At 69.2% G+C, this 15428-nt stretch carries 19 protein-coding genes; 16 read left to right on the top strand and 3 right to left on the bottom strand.

Annotated elements, in window-relative coordinates; genetic code table 11:
* Positions 1–117: 117 nt before the first annotated feature.
* From D180_RS02550 to D180_RS02525, 6 genes are all read left to right on the top strand, one after another.
* The gene (locus D180_RS02550; protein ID WP_043090350.1) at positions 118–576 is read left to right on the top strand and encodes a hypothetical protein; all 459 of its coding nucleotides are present in this window, start codon (positions 118–120) and stop codon (positions 574–576) included.
* Positions 577–984: 408 nt separating this feature from the next.
* Entirely contained in the window at positions 985–2019 is a 1035-nt protein-coding gene (locus D180_RS02545) for an aldo/keto reductase (protein ID WP_017911556.1), read from the top strand.
* On the top strand, positions 2016–2897 hold the full coding sequence (locus D180_RS02540) for an amidohydrolase family protein (RefSeq protein WP_017911555.1): 882 nt from the start codon (positions 2016–2018) through the stop codon (positions 2895–2897). The genes D180_RS02545 and D180_RS02540 overlap by 4 nt, the downstream gene beginning before the upstream one ends.
* Positions 2898–2928: 31 nt before the next feature.
* Positions 2929–3675 carry an SDR family oxidoreductase gene (locus D180_RS02535; RefSeq protein WP_017911554.1) on the top strand — a complete coding sequence of 249 codons (747 nt, stop codon included), beginning with the start codon at positions 2929–2931 and terminating at the stop codon, positions 3673–3675.
* A 34-nt stretch (positions 3676–3709) separates the two neighbouring features.
* Complete coding sequence (locus D180_RS02530; protein ID WP_017911553.1) at positions 3710–4567, top strand: fumarylacetoacetate hydrolase family protein; 858 nt, start codon at positions 3710–3712, stop codon at positions 4565–4567.
* Between the two features lie 259 nt (positions 4568–4826).
* Positions 4827–6146, top strand: coding sequence for an L-fuconate dehydratase (locus D180_RS02525; RefSeq protein WP_017911552.1), 1320 nt, complete (start codon positions 4827–4829; stop codon positions 6144–6146).
* A gap of 366 nt (positions 6147–6512) precedes the next feature.
* On the opposite strand, the gene D180_RS02520 is transcribed toward D180_RS02525, so the two are convergent.
* Positions 6513–6887 (bottom strand): L-rhamnose mutarotase, encoded by a 375-nt coding sequence (locus D180_RS02520; RefSeq protein ID WP_017911551.1) that lies wholly within the window; start codon positions 6885–6887, stop codon positions 6513–6515.
* Positions 6888–6890: 3 nt separating this feature from the next.
* Complete coding sequence (gene fucP / locus D180_RS02515) at positions 6891–8198, bottom strand: L-fucose:H+ symporter permease (protein WP_017911550.1); 1308 nt, start codon at positions 8196–8198, stop codon at positions 6891–6893.
* A 212-nt stretch (positions 8199–8410) separates the two neighbouring features.
* On the opposite strand from fucP, the gene D180_RS02510 reads away from it, so the two are divergent.
* The 8 genes from D180_RS02510 to D180_RS02480 all read left to right on the top strand — a co-directional run bounded on the left by D180_RS02510 (position 8411) and on the right by D180_RS02480 (position 12997).
* Positions 8411–9163 carry an IclR family transcriptional regulator gene (locus D180_RS02510; protein WP_017910861.1) on the top strand — a complete coding sequence of 251 codons (753 nt, stop codon included), beginning with the start codon at positions 8411–8413 and terminating at the stop codon, positions 9161–9163.
* Positions 9164–9396: 233 nt separating this feature from the next.
* Positions 9397–9816 carry a hypothetical protein gene (locus D180_RS23745; RefSeq protein WP_157835409.1) on the top strand — a complete coding sequence of 140 codons (420 nt, stop codon included), beginning with the start codon at positions 9397–9399 and terminating at the stop codon, positions 9814–9816.
* 9 nt (positions 9817–9825) lie between these two features.
* Entirely contained in the window at positions 9826–10257 is a 432-nt protein-coding gene (locus D180_RS02505) for a hypothetical protein (RefSeq protein ID WP_017911549.1), read from the top strand.
* Between the two features lie 58 nt (positions 10258–10315).
* Positions 10316–10612 (top strand): DUF2695 domain-containing protein, encoded by a 297-nt coding sequence (locus D180_RS02500; protein ID WP_017911548.1) that lies wholly within the window; start codon positions 10316–10318, stop codon positions 10610–10612.
* Between the two features lie 93 nt (positions 10613–10705).
* A complete protein-coding gene (locus D180_RS02495; protein WP_232760274.1) occupies positions 10706–10990 on the top strand; it encodes a hypothetical protein in 285 nt (94 codons plus the stop codon).
* A gap of 391 nt (positions 10991–11381) precedes the next feature.
* Positions 11382–11942 carry a TlpA disulfide reductase family protein gene (locus D180_RS02490; protein WP_017911546.1) on the top strand — a complete coding sequence of 187 codons (561 nt, stop codon included), beginning with the start codon at positions 11382–11384 and terminating at the stop codon, positions 11940–11942.
* A 3-nt stretch (positions 11943–11945) separates the two neighbouring features.
* Positions 11946–12161: a hypothetical protein gene (locus D180_RS02485; protein WP_026143700.1), complete on the top strand. Its 216-nt coding sequence runs from the start codon at positions 11946–11948 to the stop codon at positions 12159–12161.
* A gap of 233 nt (positions 12162–12394) precedes the next feature.
* On the top strand, positions 12395–12997 hold the full coding sequence (locus D180_RS02480; RefSeq protein WP_017911545.1) for a DUF4142 domain-containing protein: 603 nt from the start codon (positions 12395–12397) through the stop codon (positions 12995–12997).
* Between the two features lie 197 nt (positions 12998–13194).
* Here D180_RS02480 and D180_RS02475 read toward each other — a convergent pair whose 3' ends face one another.
* Entirely contained in the window at positions 13195–14265 is a 1071-nt protein-coding gene (locus D180_RS02475; protein WP_017911544.1) for a pirin family protein, read from the bottom strand.
* Between the two features lie 352 nt (positions 14266–14617).
* Here D180_RS02475 and D180_RS02470 point away from each other — a divergent pair, with 352 nt between their 5' ends.
* Entirely contained in the window at positions 14618–15133 is a 516-nt protein-coding gene (locus D180_RS02470; RefSeq protein ID WP_017911543.1) for a sigma-70 family RNA polymerase sigma factor, read from the top strand.
* The coding region (locus D180_RS02465) for a FecR/PupR family sigma factor regulator (RefSeq protein ID WP_043090348.1) at positions 15126–15428 on the top strand (303 nt) is incomplete at its 3' end. The genes D180_RS02470 and D180_RS02465, both read left to right, overlap by 8 nt.

Genomic DNA, 15428 nt, shown 5'->3' with positions numbered 1-15428 from the left:
GTTGCTGCAGCGGCCGGACGCGCTGCGGGCGCTGGTGCTGGATGCCGGTGCCTGCGCGCAGTCGCGTCCGGTGCAGGCAGACGCGCGCGGCGCCTGCGCGGCCGTGGGCGGCGACGCATGACGTGGCTGCCCTATATGGTCGCGGGTGTGATCGCGGTCGTCTTCCTCGGCAGCGCCGCCCTGTCGATCGGTGCGCTGTATCGCATGGGGCGCAACCAGGTGACGGACCTGCTGGAGGCTTCGTTCCGCGAGCAGGCGTTTCCGGGCGAGCACGGGCCGTTGCGTGGCAGCGACCTGACCGTGGTCAGGCGATCCAGGCAGACCATCGAAAGCAGCGACGGCCACGTGTATTCGATCGCACCCGGTGCCGCGCTGCAGACCGCCGATGCGTTCTGGTACTGCGTCGGGCCGGGACCGAGCGGGTTCCTGGCCATTCCGGTGGTGACGTCCGGCTTCGGCAAGGCGCAGGTGCGTTGGATCGTGCGGCCGATGACCGAGGGGCGCATGCGCGTGGCGCTGCAGTTCGACCGCAAGGCGACCCGCCTGGCCTTCGGCACGCGGCCGGCTGCGCGCTGAGTCCGCCGACCCGGGCGAGGCATTCAGGCGCGCGAGGCGCAAAGGGAACTGCCCATCGCGTCGTCGCGCCGTCCCTTTGTCCTCGGCGTGCCCGGCGGCATGCGCCATGACCGACGCCGCGGAATCCGGCGGCGCATCGAGTGCCATCGGGCCTCGGCCCCGCCATGCGCCGGCTGGCGCGGCCGGCGCCGAGCGGAATTGCTGCGCTGCAGGTTGATTGTTCACTTGTGATTGCTATATTCATATGCGAACAGTCGCCGTGCCATCGCCATCCTGGGCGTGCATGCTGCGGCCTTCCTTCATCGCGCCCGATCCCGGGCAGAGGCGTGCCATGCGTGACCCCAGCCACTTCCGTCCCTCGCGCGTCCGTGGGCGATCCGCTGTGGCCGTCGTTCCGGGCGTGCGCGCATGGCGCTGAGCGCTGTCGCCGCCGACGCCGCCCTGGCGCCGCGCGCGCTGGGCCGCAGTGGCGTGCAGCTGTCCACCCTGGGCTTCGGCGCCGCGCCGATCGGCAATCTGTACGCCGAGGTGGACGACGCGGTGGCGCTGGCCGCGGTGGCGGACGCCTATGCCGCCGGCATCCGCCATTTCGACACCGCGCCGTACTACGGCTACGGGCTGAGCGAGCAACGCCTGGGGCAGGGCCTGCGCGGGCTGCCGCGCGCCAGCTACACGCTCTCGACCAAGGTCGGCCGCTGCGTCTACGACGATGCCGCGGCCGCGCCTGGGCGCGAGGGCTTCGCCGTGGCCGGGCGCCGCGCCGAATTCGACTACAGCCGCGACGGCGTGCTGCGTGCCTTCGAGAGCAGCCTGCAGCGGCTCGGCACCGATCACATCGATGTGCTGCTGCTGCACGACATCGGCCGCCTGACCCACGGCGAGCGCCATCCGGCGATGCTGCGACAGGCGCTGGACGAAGCGCTGCCGACGATGGCCGCGCTGAAGGCACAGGGCGCGTGCCGGGCGATCGGCATCGGCGTCAACGAGGAAGACGTGGCGGTGGAACTGATGCCGCTGTTCCCGCTCGACTGCGTGATGCTGGCCGGCCGCTACACCCTGCTCGAACAGCACGCCGCGCAGCGGATCATGGCGCAGGCGCTGCAGCGGCAGATCGGCATCCTGGTGGCCGGGCCGTACAGTTCCGGCCTGCTGAGCGACGCGCGCGGGCCGGGCGAGACCTACAACTACGCACCGGTGGATGCAGCCACGCTGCAGCACGCGCAGCGCCTGTTCGCGGCCTGTGCGGCGCACGGCGTGGACGTGGGCGCGGCGGCGCTGCAGTTCCCGCTCGCCCATCCGGCGGTGAGCGCGGTGGTCGCCGGCATGCGCACGCCGGCCGAAGTGGCCAGCGCCGCCACGCGCCTGCGCGCGGCGATTCCCGCGGCGCTGTGGCAACAGTTGCGCGACGACGACCTGCTGCGCGCGCCGGTGCCGACGCCGTGACCATCATCGACGCCCATGTGCATTTCTGGCGCCTGGCGCGTGGCGACTATGCCTGGCTGACCCCGGACCTGGGCGTGCTGTACCGCGATTACCTGCCCGAGGACCTGACTGCGACGCTCGACGCGCAGGGCGTGACCGCGCTGGTGGCGGTGCAGGCAGCGCAGAGCGAGGCGGAAACCCGCTATCTGCTGCAGTTGGCACGTGCCGAGCCGCGCATCGTCGGCGTGGTCGGCTGGGTCGATTTCGAGGCCGCTGACGTTGCCGCGCGCATCGCCGCGCTGTGCGCCGACGGCGCCGGCCTGCTCAAGGGGCTGCGGCCGATGGTGCAGGACCTGGCCGATCCGCAGTGGCTGGCGCGGCCGCAGCTGGATGCGGCGTTCGACGCGCTGCTGCAGCACGATCTGGCCTTCGACGCGCTGGTGCGGCCGCTGCACCTGCCGGCGCTGCTGGCACGGCTGCAGCGCCACCCTCATTTGCGCGTGGTGCTGGACCACGCTGCCAAGCCGTCCATCGGCGGGGCAGATTTCCAGGCCTGGGCCGACGGCGTGGCGCAACTGGCGCAGCACCCCAACGTGGTGTGCAAGCTGTCCGGCCTGCTCACCGAACTGCCGGCCGATGCCGCCCTCGACGCTCCGCTGCTGGCGCCCTACGTGGCGCACCTCTTCGCCTGCTTCGGCGCGCAGCGGCTGCTGTGGGGCAGCGACTGGCCGGTGCTGACCCAGCGCGCCGACTACGCCGCGTGGATGGCGCTGGCGCAGGCCTGGGTCGCGCAGCATGCCGCCGGCGCTGCCGAGGCGGTGTTCGCCGGCACTGCGCGGCGCGTCTATCGCCTGTCCGATCCGATTGCTTCCTCCCCCACCTGGAGTCCTGCCCCATGACCACGTTCGCGTCCGTTTCCGGGAGCCGCGCATGAGCGGCCGTCTGCAAGGCAAGCGCTGCCTGATCACCGCCGCCGGCGCCGGCATCGGCCGCGAGAGCGCGCTGGCCTGCGCCCGCGAAGGCGCGCAGGTGCTGGCCACCGACATCGATGCCGCCGCGCTGCAGGCGCTGGCCGCCGAGGCCGACGGCATCGTCACGCAAACGCTGGACGTCACCGATCCCGCCGCGATCCAGGCGCTGGTGGCGGCGCAGCCGACCTTCGACGTGCTGTTCAACTGCGCCGGCTACGTGCACCAGGGCAGCATCCTCGACTGCGACGCGCCGGCCTGGAAGCGTTCGTTCGCGATCAACGTCGATGCGATGTACTACCTGTGCCAGGCGGTGTTGCCGGGCATGCTCGCGCAGGGCCGCGGCAGCATCGTCAACATGTCCTCGGTGGCGTCCAGCATCAAGGGCGTGCCCAACCGCTTTGCCTACGGCGTGACCAAGGCGGCGGTGATCGGCCTGAGCAAGGCCATCGCCGCCGACTACGTGGCCAAGGGCATCCGCTGCAACGCGATCTGCCCCGGCACGATCAAGACGCCGTCGCTGGGCGAGCGGGTCAAGGCGCTGGGCGGCGACGAGCAGGCGGTGTGGAAGAGCTTCACCGACCGCCAGCCGATGGGCCGCCTGGGCGACCCGCGCGAGATCGCGCAGCTGGTGGTGTACCTGGCCTCGGACGACTCCTCGTTCACCACCGGCCAGACCCACATCATCGACGGCGGCTGGTCGAACTGACCGCGCCTTCCCCTTTTCGACAGAGGATTTCCCCATGAAACTGCTGCGTTACGGCGAACCCGGCCACGAACGCCCGGCCCTGCTCGATGCCGACGGCCACCTGCGCGATCTTTCGGCGGTGATCGACGACGTCGCCGGCGAGCATCTCACCGCCGCCGGCCTGGCCAGGCTGCGCGCGCTCGATCCGACCACGCTGCCGCAGGTGGACGGCGAAGTCCGCTACGGCGCCGCCGTGGGCCGCGTCGGCAAGTTCATCTGCGTCGGGCTGAACTACGCCGACCATGCCGCCGAGTCGGGCATGGCGGTGCCGGAGATGCCGGTGCTGTTCATGAAGGCCACCAGCGCGATCAGCGGCCCCAACGACACCGTGACCATTCCGCGCGGTTCGCTCAAGACCGACTGGGAAGTGGAGCTGGGCGTGGTGATCGGCGATACCGCGCGCGACGTGTCGGTGGACGAGGCGCTGTCGCATGTCGCCGGCTATGCGGTGATCAACGACCTGTCCGAGCGCGCGTTCCAGCTCGAGCACGGCGGGCAGTGGGTGAAGGGCAAGAGCTGCGACGGCTTCGGCCCGATCGGCCCGTGGCTGGTCACCGCCGACGAGGTGCCGGACCCGCAGAACCTGTCGATGTGGCTGGAGGTCAACGGCCACCGCTACCAGAACGGCAGCACCCGCACGATGGTGTTCGGCGTGGCCGAGCTGGTCAGCCACATCAGCCGCTACATGACGCTGTTGCCGGGCGACGTGATCAGCACCGGCACGCCGCCGGGCGTGGGCCTGGGGCAGAAGCCGCAGGTGTACCTGAAGCCGGGCGACGTGATGCGGCTGGGCATCGAAGGCCTGGGCGAGCAACGCCAGGCCGTGGTCGCGCATCCGCGCGACGCGCAATAAGTAACGCCGCGAGATGCAAAGCCCCTCTCCCCTCGGGAGAGGGGTTGGGGTGAGGGTACGGGGCGAAGCCACCTCGCATTGCACGTGGCTTTCGCTTCCGCGCGAGCGCCACATCCGCGTGCTGCTACTTCGTTCTTGTTTCACGAGGGCGGCGACAGCCATGCACTGACGCACCCTCACCCCAACCCCTCTCCCGGGAGGAGAGGGGCTACTTCACCGCTTTTTTGACTTTCCCACCGCCTCACCGACCAGGACCCCCATGAGCAAAATCGTCGCGCTCGAGACCTTCGACGTCCGTTTCCCCACCTCGCGCGAACTGGACGGTTCCGATGCGATGAATCCGGATCCGGATTATTCGGCCGCCTATCTGCGCCTGCGCACCGATGCCGACGACGGCCTCGCCGGCTACGGCCTGGCGTTCACCATCGGCCGCGGCAACGACGTGCAGAGCGCGGCGGTGGCGGCGTTGGCGCATCACGTGGTCGGCCGCGACGTGGAGACGGTGATCGGCGACCTGGGCGGGTTCGCGCGCAGCCTGACCGACGACTCGCAGCTGCGCTGGCTGGGCCCGGAGAAGGGCGTGATGCACATGGCCATCGGCGCCGTGGTCAACGCCGCCTGGGACATGGCCGCGCGCCGCGCCGGCAAGCCGCTGTGGCGCTTCATCGCCGAGCTGTCGCCGGAGCAACTGGTGGCCGCGATCGACTTCCGCTACCTCAGCGACGCGCTGACCCCGGACGAGGCACTGGCCATGTTGCGCGATGCCGAACCGCTGCGCGACGAGCGTATCCAGACCCTGCTCGAACAGGGCTATCCGGCCTACACCACCTCGCCCGGCTGGCTCGGCTATTCCGACGAGAAGCTGGTGCGCCTGGCCAAGGAAGCGGTGGCCGATGGCTTCCGCACCATCAAGCTCAAGGTCGGTGCCAACGTGGAGGACGACATCCGCCGCTGCCGCCTGGCGCGCGCCGCGATCGGCCCGGACATCGCCATGGCGGTGGACGCCAACCAGCGCTGGGACGTGGGCCCGGCGATCGCCTGGATGCGCCAGCTCGCCGAATTCGACATCGCCTGGATCGAGGAGCCGACCAGCCCCGACGACGTGCTCGGCCACGCCGCGATCCGCCGCGGCATCGCCCCGGTGCCGGTGTCCACCGGCGAGCACACCCAGAACCGGGTGGTGTTCAAGCAGTTGCTGCAGGCCGGCGCGGTGGACCTGATCCAGATCGATGCCGCGCGCGTGGGCGGCGTCAACGAGAACCTGGCGATCCTGCTGCTGGCGGCCAAGTTCGGCGTGCGCGTGTTTCCGCACGCCGGCGGCGTGGGCCTGTGCGAACTGGTGCAGCATCTGGCGATGGCCGATTTCGTCGCCATCACCGGCAAGATGGAAGACCGCGCGATCGAGTTCGTCGACCACCTGCACCAGCACTTCGTCGATCCGGTGCGGATCGTCCACGGCCGCTATCTGGCGCCGACCACGCCGGGCTTCTCGGCCGAGATGCATGCCGCCTCGGTCACCCAGTTCCTGTATCCGGACGGTCCGTTCTGGAGCGCGGATCTGGCCGCGCAGGGCGTCTGACGCCAGCGACCTTGGTGCGCTTCCGCCGAAGGAAGCGCGCCGGTTGCGGTGGTTGCCAGTGCATCTGTCGCGGCTGAAGCCGCTCCTGCGACGGCGGCAGTGCTGGATCGCTCGCTGTGGGAGCGACTTCAGTCGCGACGCACGAACCTGTGCACGCACCAGCTTCGGCAGCGGTCGGGACTGAAGTCCCTCCCACACACGTCACACAGCATCCGCCGCGCCTGCCGCGACCTCTGCAACCGCACCTGCCGCACTCTCTGCAACCGTAGAAGCGGCTTCAGCCGCGACGAGCGAAGCGGTAAACCAACCGGTCTCGCGCGCGCTCGGCACCGGCTTTCCAACACACGCATACGTCCACGCAATACCTCAGCCCGTGCCGTTGCGCTCCTGCGCGGCCAGCGCCGCCTGCAAGGAAAAGATCTGCAGCGCTTCGCGCCATTTCTCGCCGGGCGCCGAACAGGGTAGGGGTTTCTGGAAGCGCCACATCAACTCCTCCCACGCCTGCACGCGCGGATCGGCGGCGTCGGCAGCGGCCTTGGCGGCGGGCGAATAGTCCTCGTCCACCTCCATCAGCATCACCAGGCGGTCGCCGCAGCGGTGGATGTCCAGCTCGCGGATGCCGGCGGCGCGCAGCGAGGCGACGATCTCCGGCCACACGGTGTCGGGACGGTGCCAGCGTTCGTATTCGGCGATCAGCGCCGGGTCGTCGTGCAGGTCCAGCAGGTAGCAATGGCGCGGCATGGTTCAGGCTCCGCGGGCAGAGGGAAGGGGCGCCACGCGGTTTCGCGCCGCATGCAGCGCGAAGCCGAGGATCACCGCGAAGCCGATCGCAGGCACCGCCAGCGCCCAGTGGATGCCGGCATGGTCGGACACCGCGCCCATCACCGCGGTCAGCGCGGCGCCGCCGATGATCGCCATGACGATCAGCGACGCGCCCAGCTTGCGCGCGTCGTCGTCCAGCCCGTCCAGGCCCAGGGCGAAGATGGTCGGGAACATCACCGACATGAACAGGCTGCTGGCGACCAGCGCATACAGGCCGATCCAGCCCGGCAGCGCCACCGCCACCGCGCACAGCAGCAGGTTGAGCAGGGCGAACACGCCCAGCAGCCGTGCCGGCGCCAGGAAGCGCAGCAGCGCGGTGCCGATGAAGCGGCCGGCCATGAACAGCACCAGCGACAGGGTGAGGAAATCGGCGGCGGTCTTCTCCGGGGTGCCGGGCACGCCGTCCTGCAGGTAGCGGATCAGGTAGCTCCAGATGCCGACCTGCGCGCCGACGTAGAAGAACTGCGCGATCACTGCGAACACGAAGCGGCCATTGCGCCGCAACTGGCCGAAGCCGCCGGCGCGCGCGCCATCGCCACCGGCGCGGGTGGCGGGGAAGCGAGTCAGCCCGATCAGCAGCGCCCACAGCAGCACCACCGCACCGATGATCAGGTACGGCGTCTGCACCGCCAGCGACTCGGTGGCGAAGAAGGCCTCGCGCGCGGCCGGCGCCATCGCCGCCAGCTCCTGCGGCGTGTGCTCCACGCCGGAGAGGATGAAGTGCTGGCCGACCAGGATGCCGGTGATCGACCCCAGCGGATTGAACGCCTGCGCCAGGTTCAGCCGCCGCGCTGCGCCCTCGGCCGGGCCGAGCACGGTGACCAGCGGGTTGGCGGTGGTTTCCAGGAAGGCCAGGCCGCTGGCGATGACGAACAACGCCAGCAGGAACAGCCAGTAGGTGTGCACCTGCGCGGCGGGGTAGAACAGGAACGCGCCGACCGCGTACAGCAGCAGGCCCAGCACCACCGCGGCCTTGTAGCTGTAGCGCCGCATGAACATCGCCGCCGGGATCGCGAACACGAAGTAGCCCAGGTAGAACGCGCTCTGCACCAGCCCGGCCTGCAGGTCGCTCAGCTCGAAGGCCTTCTTGAACTGCTTGATCAGGATGTCGTTGAGGTTGTTCGCCATGCCCCAGAGGAAGAACAGGCTGACGATCAGGACCAACGGCGCAAGTGCGGTCCGGGTGAGACTGGCGGACGCCGGTGTGGCGGATTCGCTGCTGTAGTGCATTGCCGCCTACCCCTCCCAAGGTGTGCCGCGTCGCGTTCGGATTGTCGGCGGAGCGTACTGCGCCGGCGAGTGCCATGCAAATATAAAATTTGAGTTCATATGTGGATTGCGATGCAGCATCGACGCGTGGGCTGCGGGGGCCCAGGCGGTGCGAGCCGGCGCGGCCTCCCTGTACCCTAGTCCTCTTCACCTGCTGCCGGGCCCTCGACGGAATGACCACCCCCTTGCCCAAGTACCGTGCGCCCGCCCTGGACAAGGGGCTGGACATCCTGGAGCTGCTGGCGCGCGACGGGCGGCCGATGAGCATGGGCGAGATCTCGCAGGGCATCGGCCGCTCGCGCGGCGAGATCTTCCGCATGCTGCAGGTGCTGGAAGAGCGCGGCTACCTGACCCGCACCGCGGGCGAGGGCGGCTACACGCTGACCAATCGCCTGTTCATGCTTGGCATGCAGCAGCCGCGGGTGCAGAACGTCACCGAGGTGGCGCTGCCGGTGATGCGCGCGCTGGCCGACGCGATCCGCCAGCCCTGCCACCTGGTGGCGCCGTCGGACGACCAGATCGTGGTCATTGCGCAGATGGACGTGCCCAGCGACCTCGGTCTGGTGGTGCGTCCCGGCCACCGCCGCCCGTTCGCGCATTCCACCTCCGGCCTGGTGCTGTTCGCGTTCCAGCCGGCCGACGCGCAGGCGCAGTTGCTGCAGCGTCTGGATGCCAGCGAGGTGGCCTACGACCGCGCTGCGTTCCTGGCCGCGGCGCAGGAAGTGCACGCGCTGGGCTACAGCATCCACCCCAGCGAGGCGGTGGTCGGGGTGATCGACCTCACCGCGCCGATCCTGCAGCACGGCGTCGCCCGCTACACCCTGACCGTGCCCTTCATCGAACGCCGACCGCAACCGATCGACGCGCAGGCGGCGATGCGCGCGGTGTGCGATGCCGCGGCGCAGATCAGCGCTGCGTTGGCGTAGGTGTCGTGATCCTGGCGAGTCCGGGGCTGGGATGCGATGGCGGTGTGCAAGAAGCGAGTGGAGCGCGTAAGCCCCGCGATCGCGATCCGTGGCATGCTCAACGCCCGGTGACGGTGCTGGGGGGCACGGTCCATGCGTTGGCATAGCAGCCGTGTTTGCGTCGGTTCGAGGCTAGCCATTCATTCAAGCCGAACCCGCGTCGTGGTGCGGTTAACTCAGGTGCTAGGCGGCATATGAACATTGCACGCGCATTGTGTTCGACTTGGGTCGCGCTCGCCGCGCTTTCGGCGAATGCTGCGCCGGTGGTCAGAATCGATGGGAGTTCACCGGATCGCTTCGAGCGCTCGCATGCCGAGCTCGTCGCGTCTCTTTCTCCGCAACAGCGGCTGCGGCTCAGCCTCGCGGAGATCGTCTATCTCGAATCAAGGCAGTGCTTGGGCAGGCGTCAGGCGCATGCCGATTCCTTCGTGGAGCATCAGCTTGGCGGGCAGATAGATCTCGCACCCTGTCGAAAGGCGTTGCACGGTCTGGGCTACCGGGAAATCATGGAGCGCAGCTATCCTCCAGGCGGCGGTCCTGGTCCAGAGGCTGTGCCGCCTAACAGCACTCCCAAGTCGAAGCCGCTTCGCGGCGCTGGCCAATTCTGGCGTTAGGGCACACACATGATTCTTTCGCTCTTGATGCAGATGGCGACTGGTACGCCACCTATGCCGCCGCCGGCTGTCCGCGGGTTCTGCACCCCGGTTCAGCCGGAGCTTGCCAAATTTCAGGTTGATGAGGACTACCACGTGATCGGCCAGCAGCGTCGCACCGGAAAGCTCTACTCCGGCACCCTGCGCGTACAGCGGGTTGGAAGCCACTACCAGTTGGTTAGAGTTGTCGGCGGCAAGAGCGTGCGCGGTGTGGCTACGCCGGTGGCATGCGGGCCAGACGAAGTCCACCTGTTGCAGATCCGCTACGCGAACGAGCCAGCGTTCAACTGTAAAATGAGCGTGAACTATGACAACTATTCGGTGGCTAGCTGCGGTCCTGGCGGCCGAGACGGCTGGGCGGTCACCGGCTTGGAAGCGTGGTATCCCAACGGTACGCCCTAATCATTCGTCCAAGACGATGCCGTTTCGCTATGTGCCTGAACTCGGGTGATAGGCAGCAATGGCAGATAAATTGGAAGTTCAACGGCGCAAGCAACTCCGCAGGGCAGCGGAAGCCAAGCAGCGCGAATCCGAGGAGAGCAGCCTTCCTGTTCCCAGGGAGACCCTTTGGGCGCTATTCGACTACTTGGACATGTCGCTTGCAGTCGGTTGCGACCATTCCTTGCGGCTGACGGAACAGTTCCTTGCGTCCCGCGAGATTCGGCCGGAGTTGCTGGTGGCCTGGCTTGGAGAGTACGGCGGCTTCTGCGACTGTGAAGTGCTGTCCAATGTAGAGGAGCGCTGGGGCAGGCAGTGATGTGGTTGCTGTCTGACGGTTCCTTCGAGCCGACGCCGCCTCGCGGCTCGGCTTAACTCAGGTGTTATGCAGCACGGAGAGAACGAGGCTATCGTGGACTACAAGAAAAAAATTCACGCGCACATCCAAGTGGCTGCCGATGAGCTCCTCGCCTTTGTGCGCAGCTGTGAGGCGGACTACGTCGAACGATGGGTTCCCACGGTTCACGTCAAAGACGCCCTGGAGCTCAACTTTGTCGCCACGCCGCAGCAAGGACGGCAGTACGGCCCGAAGGGCTGGCTGTTCGCCATCCTTGCCAGGGTGCTCGAAGATCAAGGCGTGCTTGAACACAAGAAGGTTGGCAACCGTTCCTACTGCAGATCAAGGGCTGCTGCCTAACAATCGATCCAAGCCGGCGCCACTTCGTGGCGCGTCTTAACGCAGGGTAGGCCGCTTGACCCGTCTGCGACGTACAGCGCTCGGGAGGCCTCACTGACGTGCCGCCACCGGTGCGTCGACCACGCGAAGCACCCCCCGTGCCGCTGTTCTCGCGCTGCACGCGCCGAGCACGCGGCAAGGTCAGCGAATGCCTGCGCCTGCGCTGCATGCCCACCTGTGCGCCACACCGCTGGAATGCGCGCCCACGGTGCACGTGACTCGATCCCCAGCCTGATCACGCAGTCGCTGCGCGTGCGCGCAAAGCGTTGACCTGTGCGCCACCGCTGCGCAGCCTGCAGGGAACACGGCGACATGGACACACGGCATGGCACGGCGGTTTCCCTGGAGTTGGTTGGCGGTGCTGGCGGCATGCGCGTTGGTGCTGGTGCTGGCCTGGCAGAACCGCGGTCTGCGCGAGGAACGGCGCTGGTTCGTCACCCGCACCACCGAGCCGTATTTGGGCATGTACGTGCCGCGCATTGCCGCTACTACCTTGGATGGTGCGCCGCTGACGCTGGGTGAGCCGGCGGCCGAGCGACAGGTCCTGTTCTTCTTCACCACCACCTGCCCGTACTGCAAGCGTTCGGCGCCGCAGATGGTGCAGGCCGCGCAGCGTCTGGCCGCGCAGCAGCCCGACGTGCAGGTGCTGGGTGTGTGCCAGTGCAGCCCCGCGCAGGCGCAGCGCTACGCCGCCGAGCACGGCTTTACGTTTCCGGTGACCACGTTGACCGACCGCCGCGCACTGATGCTGTTCCGCGCGCGCAATGTGCCGACGCTGCTGGCGCTGGACCACGAGGGACGCGTGCGCTATGCGCGCGTCGGCGTTTTCGAGACCACGGAGCGGATGCAGGACCTGATGGCCGCAGTGCGTCGCACGGATGCGCCGCCGGCCTTGGCAACCATCGAGGAGTAAGCCATGAAACAGCGTTGGACAGCGTTACGCAACGGGATGCTTGCGGCCGTGTTCCTGGCCAGCATGGGCTTCGGCGCGGTGCAGGCGACCGCCGGCGACGGCATCGAGAAGGAGGCGGCCTGCAGCGCCTGGGCCTGCCAGCAGGAGTGCGCACCGTTCGGCGGCGAGCTGGGGCCGGGCGGGCCCGGAAAGCCGCTGGTCTGCTACTGCTGCGGCTGAGCCGTGTCCGGAGCCGGTCGCGCCAGGCCGGCTCCGGCATCGGGGCCGGCCTGGCGGCGATCACGGATCGCAGTGAGCATCTGCCGCGTTGCGACTCCGTCATCACTCCGCCAACCTGCAAGTCGCTCCCCGTACGCGCGATTGCGCCCTGCATCCTGGCCAGCCGCCGCCGATTCACGCAGGTTTGCGCGCTGGCTGGGCATGGTGGAACGCAGACCAACCAGGAGCGCTTCATGACCTCACCTCTTCACCCCGTCCGCCTGACCCTGCTCGCCGCGCTCACCGCCGTGGCGCTGAGCGGCTGCGGCAAGCCAGGCGACCAGGCCTCGCGCACCGCACCGGCCACCTCGCCGGAGCCCACCGCCGCGCCGGTGGGTGGCGAAAGCGGACGCGCACCGATCGGCGGCGACGCCTCGGCCAAGGCGATGCTGCAGGTGCTGGAGGGCAACGTGGTGGCGCTGTCCAAGCAGGCGCTGTCGCGCAACGTCAGCAAGACCGTGGCCGACTTCGCCCGCGAGACCATCGCCGTGCACCACGATGCCGATCCGGCCACGGCCGGCAAGGGCGGCCCCGGCGATGCGGAGAAGATCGACGCGCAGGTGGCCAAGGGCCGCGCGCAGCTGCAGGCGCTGGGCGGCGAGAAGGACGACTCCGCCTACATGAACGCCTACGCGGCGGCGGTGGTGCGGCAGTACTCCGATGCGCTGTCGGTGATCGATGCCGAGCTGGTGCCGGCGGCCAAGGAAGACGCCACCCGCCAGGAACTGCAGCAGGCGCGCAAGCGCATCGCCGAGCAACTGGAGCGCGCGCAGGCGCTGGCCTCGGCCCGCTATTGAGCACCTGGCCCCTCTCCCGTTGGGGCGACAGGGTGCGGCTTGCGCGCCACTGGCGCGCGCACCCTGGAGCGCCCGCGCCGCAAGCGCGGGCCGGGGCGCGGAGCGGGGGTTGGGGTGAGGGGACGGCGCCAAGCGACTCGCAGAATTGGTGTGTACGAGGCTGGGAACGCGGCGTCCTCTCGCATCGGCGACACGCCCTAGCCGTCGACGGCTAGGGCGTGCGACGCCGGCCGCTCCTCGCGCCCATCCGGATGTCGCGCGAAGCGGGTCGGGTCGCTGCCGTGCACCGGCGCCTCGTCCCGCCATGGCCAGCCGCCGAACTGGGTGCGGCGATAGTCGGCCATGGCCTGGGCGATCTCGGCCTGGGTGTTCATCACGAACGGACCGTGTTGCGCCACCGGTTCGGCGATCGGTCGGCCTTGCAGCACCAGGAACTCGCTCGCCTCGCCGTCGCCATTGACCAACTCGACCGCCTGATCGGCGCGCAGCTCGATCGCCGCATAGCGGGTCACCGGGCGCCCGCCCACCGTCACCGCTGCGCCCTTGAAGAAATACAGGCTGCGGCGCGTGCCGCGGCCTTGCGCGGCGGGCAGGGTCCAGCGTGCGCCGGGTGCCATGCGGATCGTCCAGATGGCCACATCGGCATCGTCCTGCGCGGCCCATGAATCCGGTGGCGGCGCGAGCGGGCCGCCGGCGCTGCCGGGCGCGGCGTCGACCGGGCCGATGCGGCCGGCCACGCAGGCCACCTCGGTGGTGCGGCCGGCATCGTCGGTGGCGGTGAAGCGCGGCAGGTCTTCCGACCAGAACATGGTGAAGTGCGGCGCAGCCAGCTTGTTGCGCGCCGGCAGGTTGAGCCAGATCTGGAACAACTCCAGCGGGTTGGGTGCGGCCGTGTCCAGCAGCGGGAACATCTCCGAATGGACGATGCCCGCGCCGGCCGTCACCCACTGCACGTCGCCGGCGCCGAAGCGCGCCGCCGCACCGAGCGAGTCGGCATGATCGATCAGGCCCTTGCGCACGATGGTCACGGTCTCAAAGCCACGGTGCGGATGACCGGGAAAGCCGGGAATCTCTTCGCCGTGATACATGCTCCAGCCGTCCTTGCGGCTGAAGTCCTGGCCGATGGCGCGGCCGTGCAGGGGCGCCGCCGGGCCCATCGCGCCGTTGCCGGCGGGGTAGGCATCGTCGTGGTAGACGCAGAACAGGAACGGGTCGATCGTGTCCCAAGGGAAGCCAAGCGGCTTGATCTGGACGATGGGGTCGGTCATGGCGAGATCCTTCGTGCGAACGCCGCCCCAGGTTGGACGCGGCAATCTTCACGATATGGGGCGACGCCGATGGAACGGAAGGCTGCTCCGAAGGACATCCTGTCCCGCACGGGAAACGCTGGGATGCGCGGCCGCCGCTCGCATGGCGAGGGCGCAGCCGCGGTGACCGGCCGCGTTGCATGCGCCGATCGCGCGAACCCGGCAGTCAGCGGTGAACTGAATGCTTGCCGGGGCGCAACCGCTCCTCTGTGCCCGCAGAACCCGTGCGTCATCGGACTGTCATCGCCGAGGACCAGCATCGCAGCCTTTCCGAACCGCCGGCTGCCGATGGCGCCGGCACTGCGAGTGGCTGGTGCGTTCCGAACCCCTGCCGGCGTTGTCGCGGCTGTTCCTGCAATGGCGGCCGTCGCTGAGCCGCTATTTCCGCAAGCGCCGCGCCGCGGCCTGGGATACCGACGACCTGCTGCAGGAAGTGTGGCTGCGGCTGCAGCGCAGCGAGGCGCACGCGCCGGAGATCGCCAATCCCGAAGCCTACCTGTTCACCATCGCCGCCAACCTGATGCGCGAGCACGCGCTGCTGCACCAGCGCAACAGCCAGCGCGACACCTGCCTGGACGATGTGCTGGAGCGGCTGGCGGTGCCCTGCCAGGCCGATGCGCAGGTGCACCGCGCGCAGCGCCGGCAGCGCCTGGCCGAACTGATGGCGCGGCTGCCGCCGAAGTGCCGCGCGGCGATGACGCTGCGCTACCGCGACGAACTGGGCTACCAGGAGATCGCCGAGCAACTGCAGATCTCCAGCCACATGGTCAAGAAATACATCATCAAGGGCCTGGCGGTGTGCCGGCAGGGCATGGCGCGCTATGCGTGAAGATGCGCAGCGCGTCGCCGAGGCGGCCGCGGACTGGTACCTGGCGCAGCGCGAGACCGCGCTGCCGCCGGCGCGGCAGGCCGAGTTCCTGGCCTGGCTGCGGCACTCGCCGGGGCACGTGGCCGCCTATTTCGACATCGCGCGGATGCACGCCGACCTGCCGTCCGCGGCGCAGGCGCAGCAGGCCAGCAGTGCGCAGCTGCGCGCGCATGCCTTGCGCAGCGGGGCAGTGGTGGTGCCGTTGCGTCCGGATGTGGACACGCCGACGTCGGTGCCCCACCCGCGGCGTGTCCTG

The sequence above is a fragment of the Xanthomonas sp. SHU 166 genome, assembly GCF_000364685.1.
GTDB classification, from domain to species: domain Bacteria; phylum Pseudomonadota; class Gammaproteobacteria; order Xanthomonadales; family Xanthomonadaceae; genus Xanthomonas_A; species Xanthomonas_A sontii.
This window is presented reverse-complemented; position numbering and strand designations above follow the sequence as displayed.

Coding starts and splice junctions, on each gene's coding strand:
- D180_RS02550 (WP_043090350.1), top strand. CDS start 118: ATGACGTGGCTGCCCTATATGGTCGCGGGTGTGATCGCGGTCGTCTTC.
- D180_RS02545 (WP_017911556.1), top strand. CDS start 985: ATGGCGCTGAGCGCTGTCGCCGCCGACGCCGCCCTGGCGCCGCGCGCG.
- D180_RS02535 (WP_017911554.1), top strand. CDS start 2,929: ATGAGCGGCCGTCTGCAAGGCAAGCGCTGCCTGATCACCGCCGCCGGC.
- D180_RS02530 (WP_017911553.1), top strand. CDS start 3,710: ATGAAACTGCTGCGTTACGGCGAACCCGGCCACGAACGCCCGGCCCTG.
- D180_RS02525 (WP_017911552.1), top strand. CDS start 4,827: ATGAGCAAAATCGTCGCGCTCGAGACCTTCGACGTCCGTTTCCCCACC.
- D180_RS02520 (WP_017911551.1), bottom strand. CDS start 6,887: ATGCCGCGCCATTGCTACCTGCTGGACCTGCACGACGACCCGGCGCTG.
- fucP (WP_017911550.1), bottom strand. CDS start 8,198: ATGCACTACAGCAGCGAATCCGCCACACCGGCGTCCGCCAGTCTCACC.
- D180_RS02510 (WP_017910861.1), top strand. CDS start 8,411: ATGACCACCCCCTTGCCCAAGTACCGTGCGCCCGCCCTGGACAAGGGG.
- D180_RS23745 (WP_157835409.1), top strand. CDS start 9,397: ATGAACATTGCACGCGCATTGTGTTCGACTTGGGTCGCGCTCGCCGCG.
- D180_RS02505 (WP_017911549.1), top strand. CDS start 9,826: ATGATTCTTTCGCTCTTGATGCAGATGGCGACTGGTACGCCACCTATG.
- D180_RS02500 (WP_017911548.1), top strand. CDS start 10,316: ATGGCAGATAAATTGGAAGTTCAACGGCGCAAGCAACTCCGCAGGGCA.
- D180_RS02485 (WP_026143700.1), top strand. CDS start 11,946: ATGAAACAGCGTTGGACAGCGTTACGCAACGGGATGCTTGCGGCCGTG.
- D180_RS02480 (WP_017911545.1), top strand. CDS start 12,395: ATGACCTCACCTCTTCACCCCGTCCGCCTGACCCTGCTCGCCGCGCTC.
- D180_RS02475 (WP_017911544.1), bottom strand. CDS start 14,265: ATGACCGACCCCATCGTCCAGATCAAGCCGCTTGGCTTCCCTTGGGAC.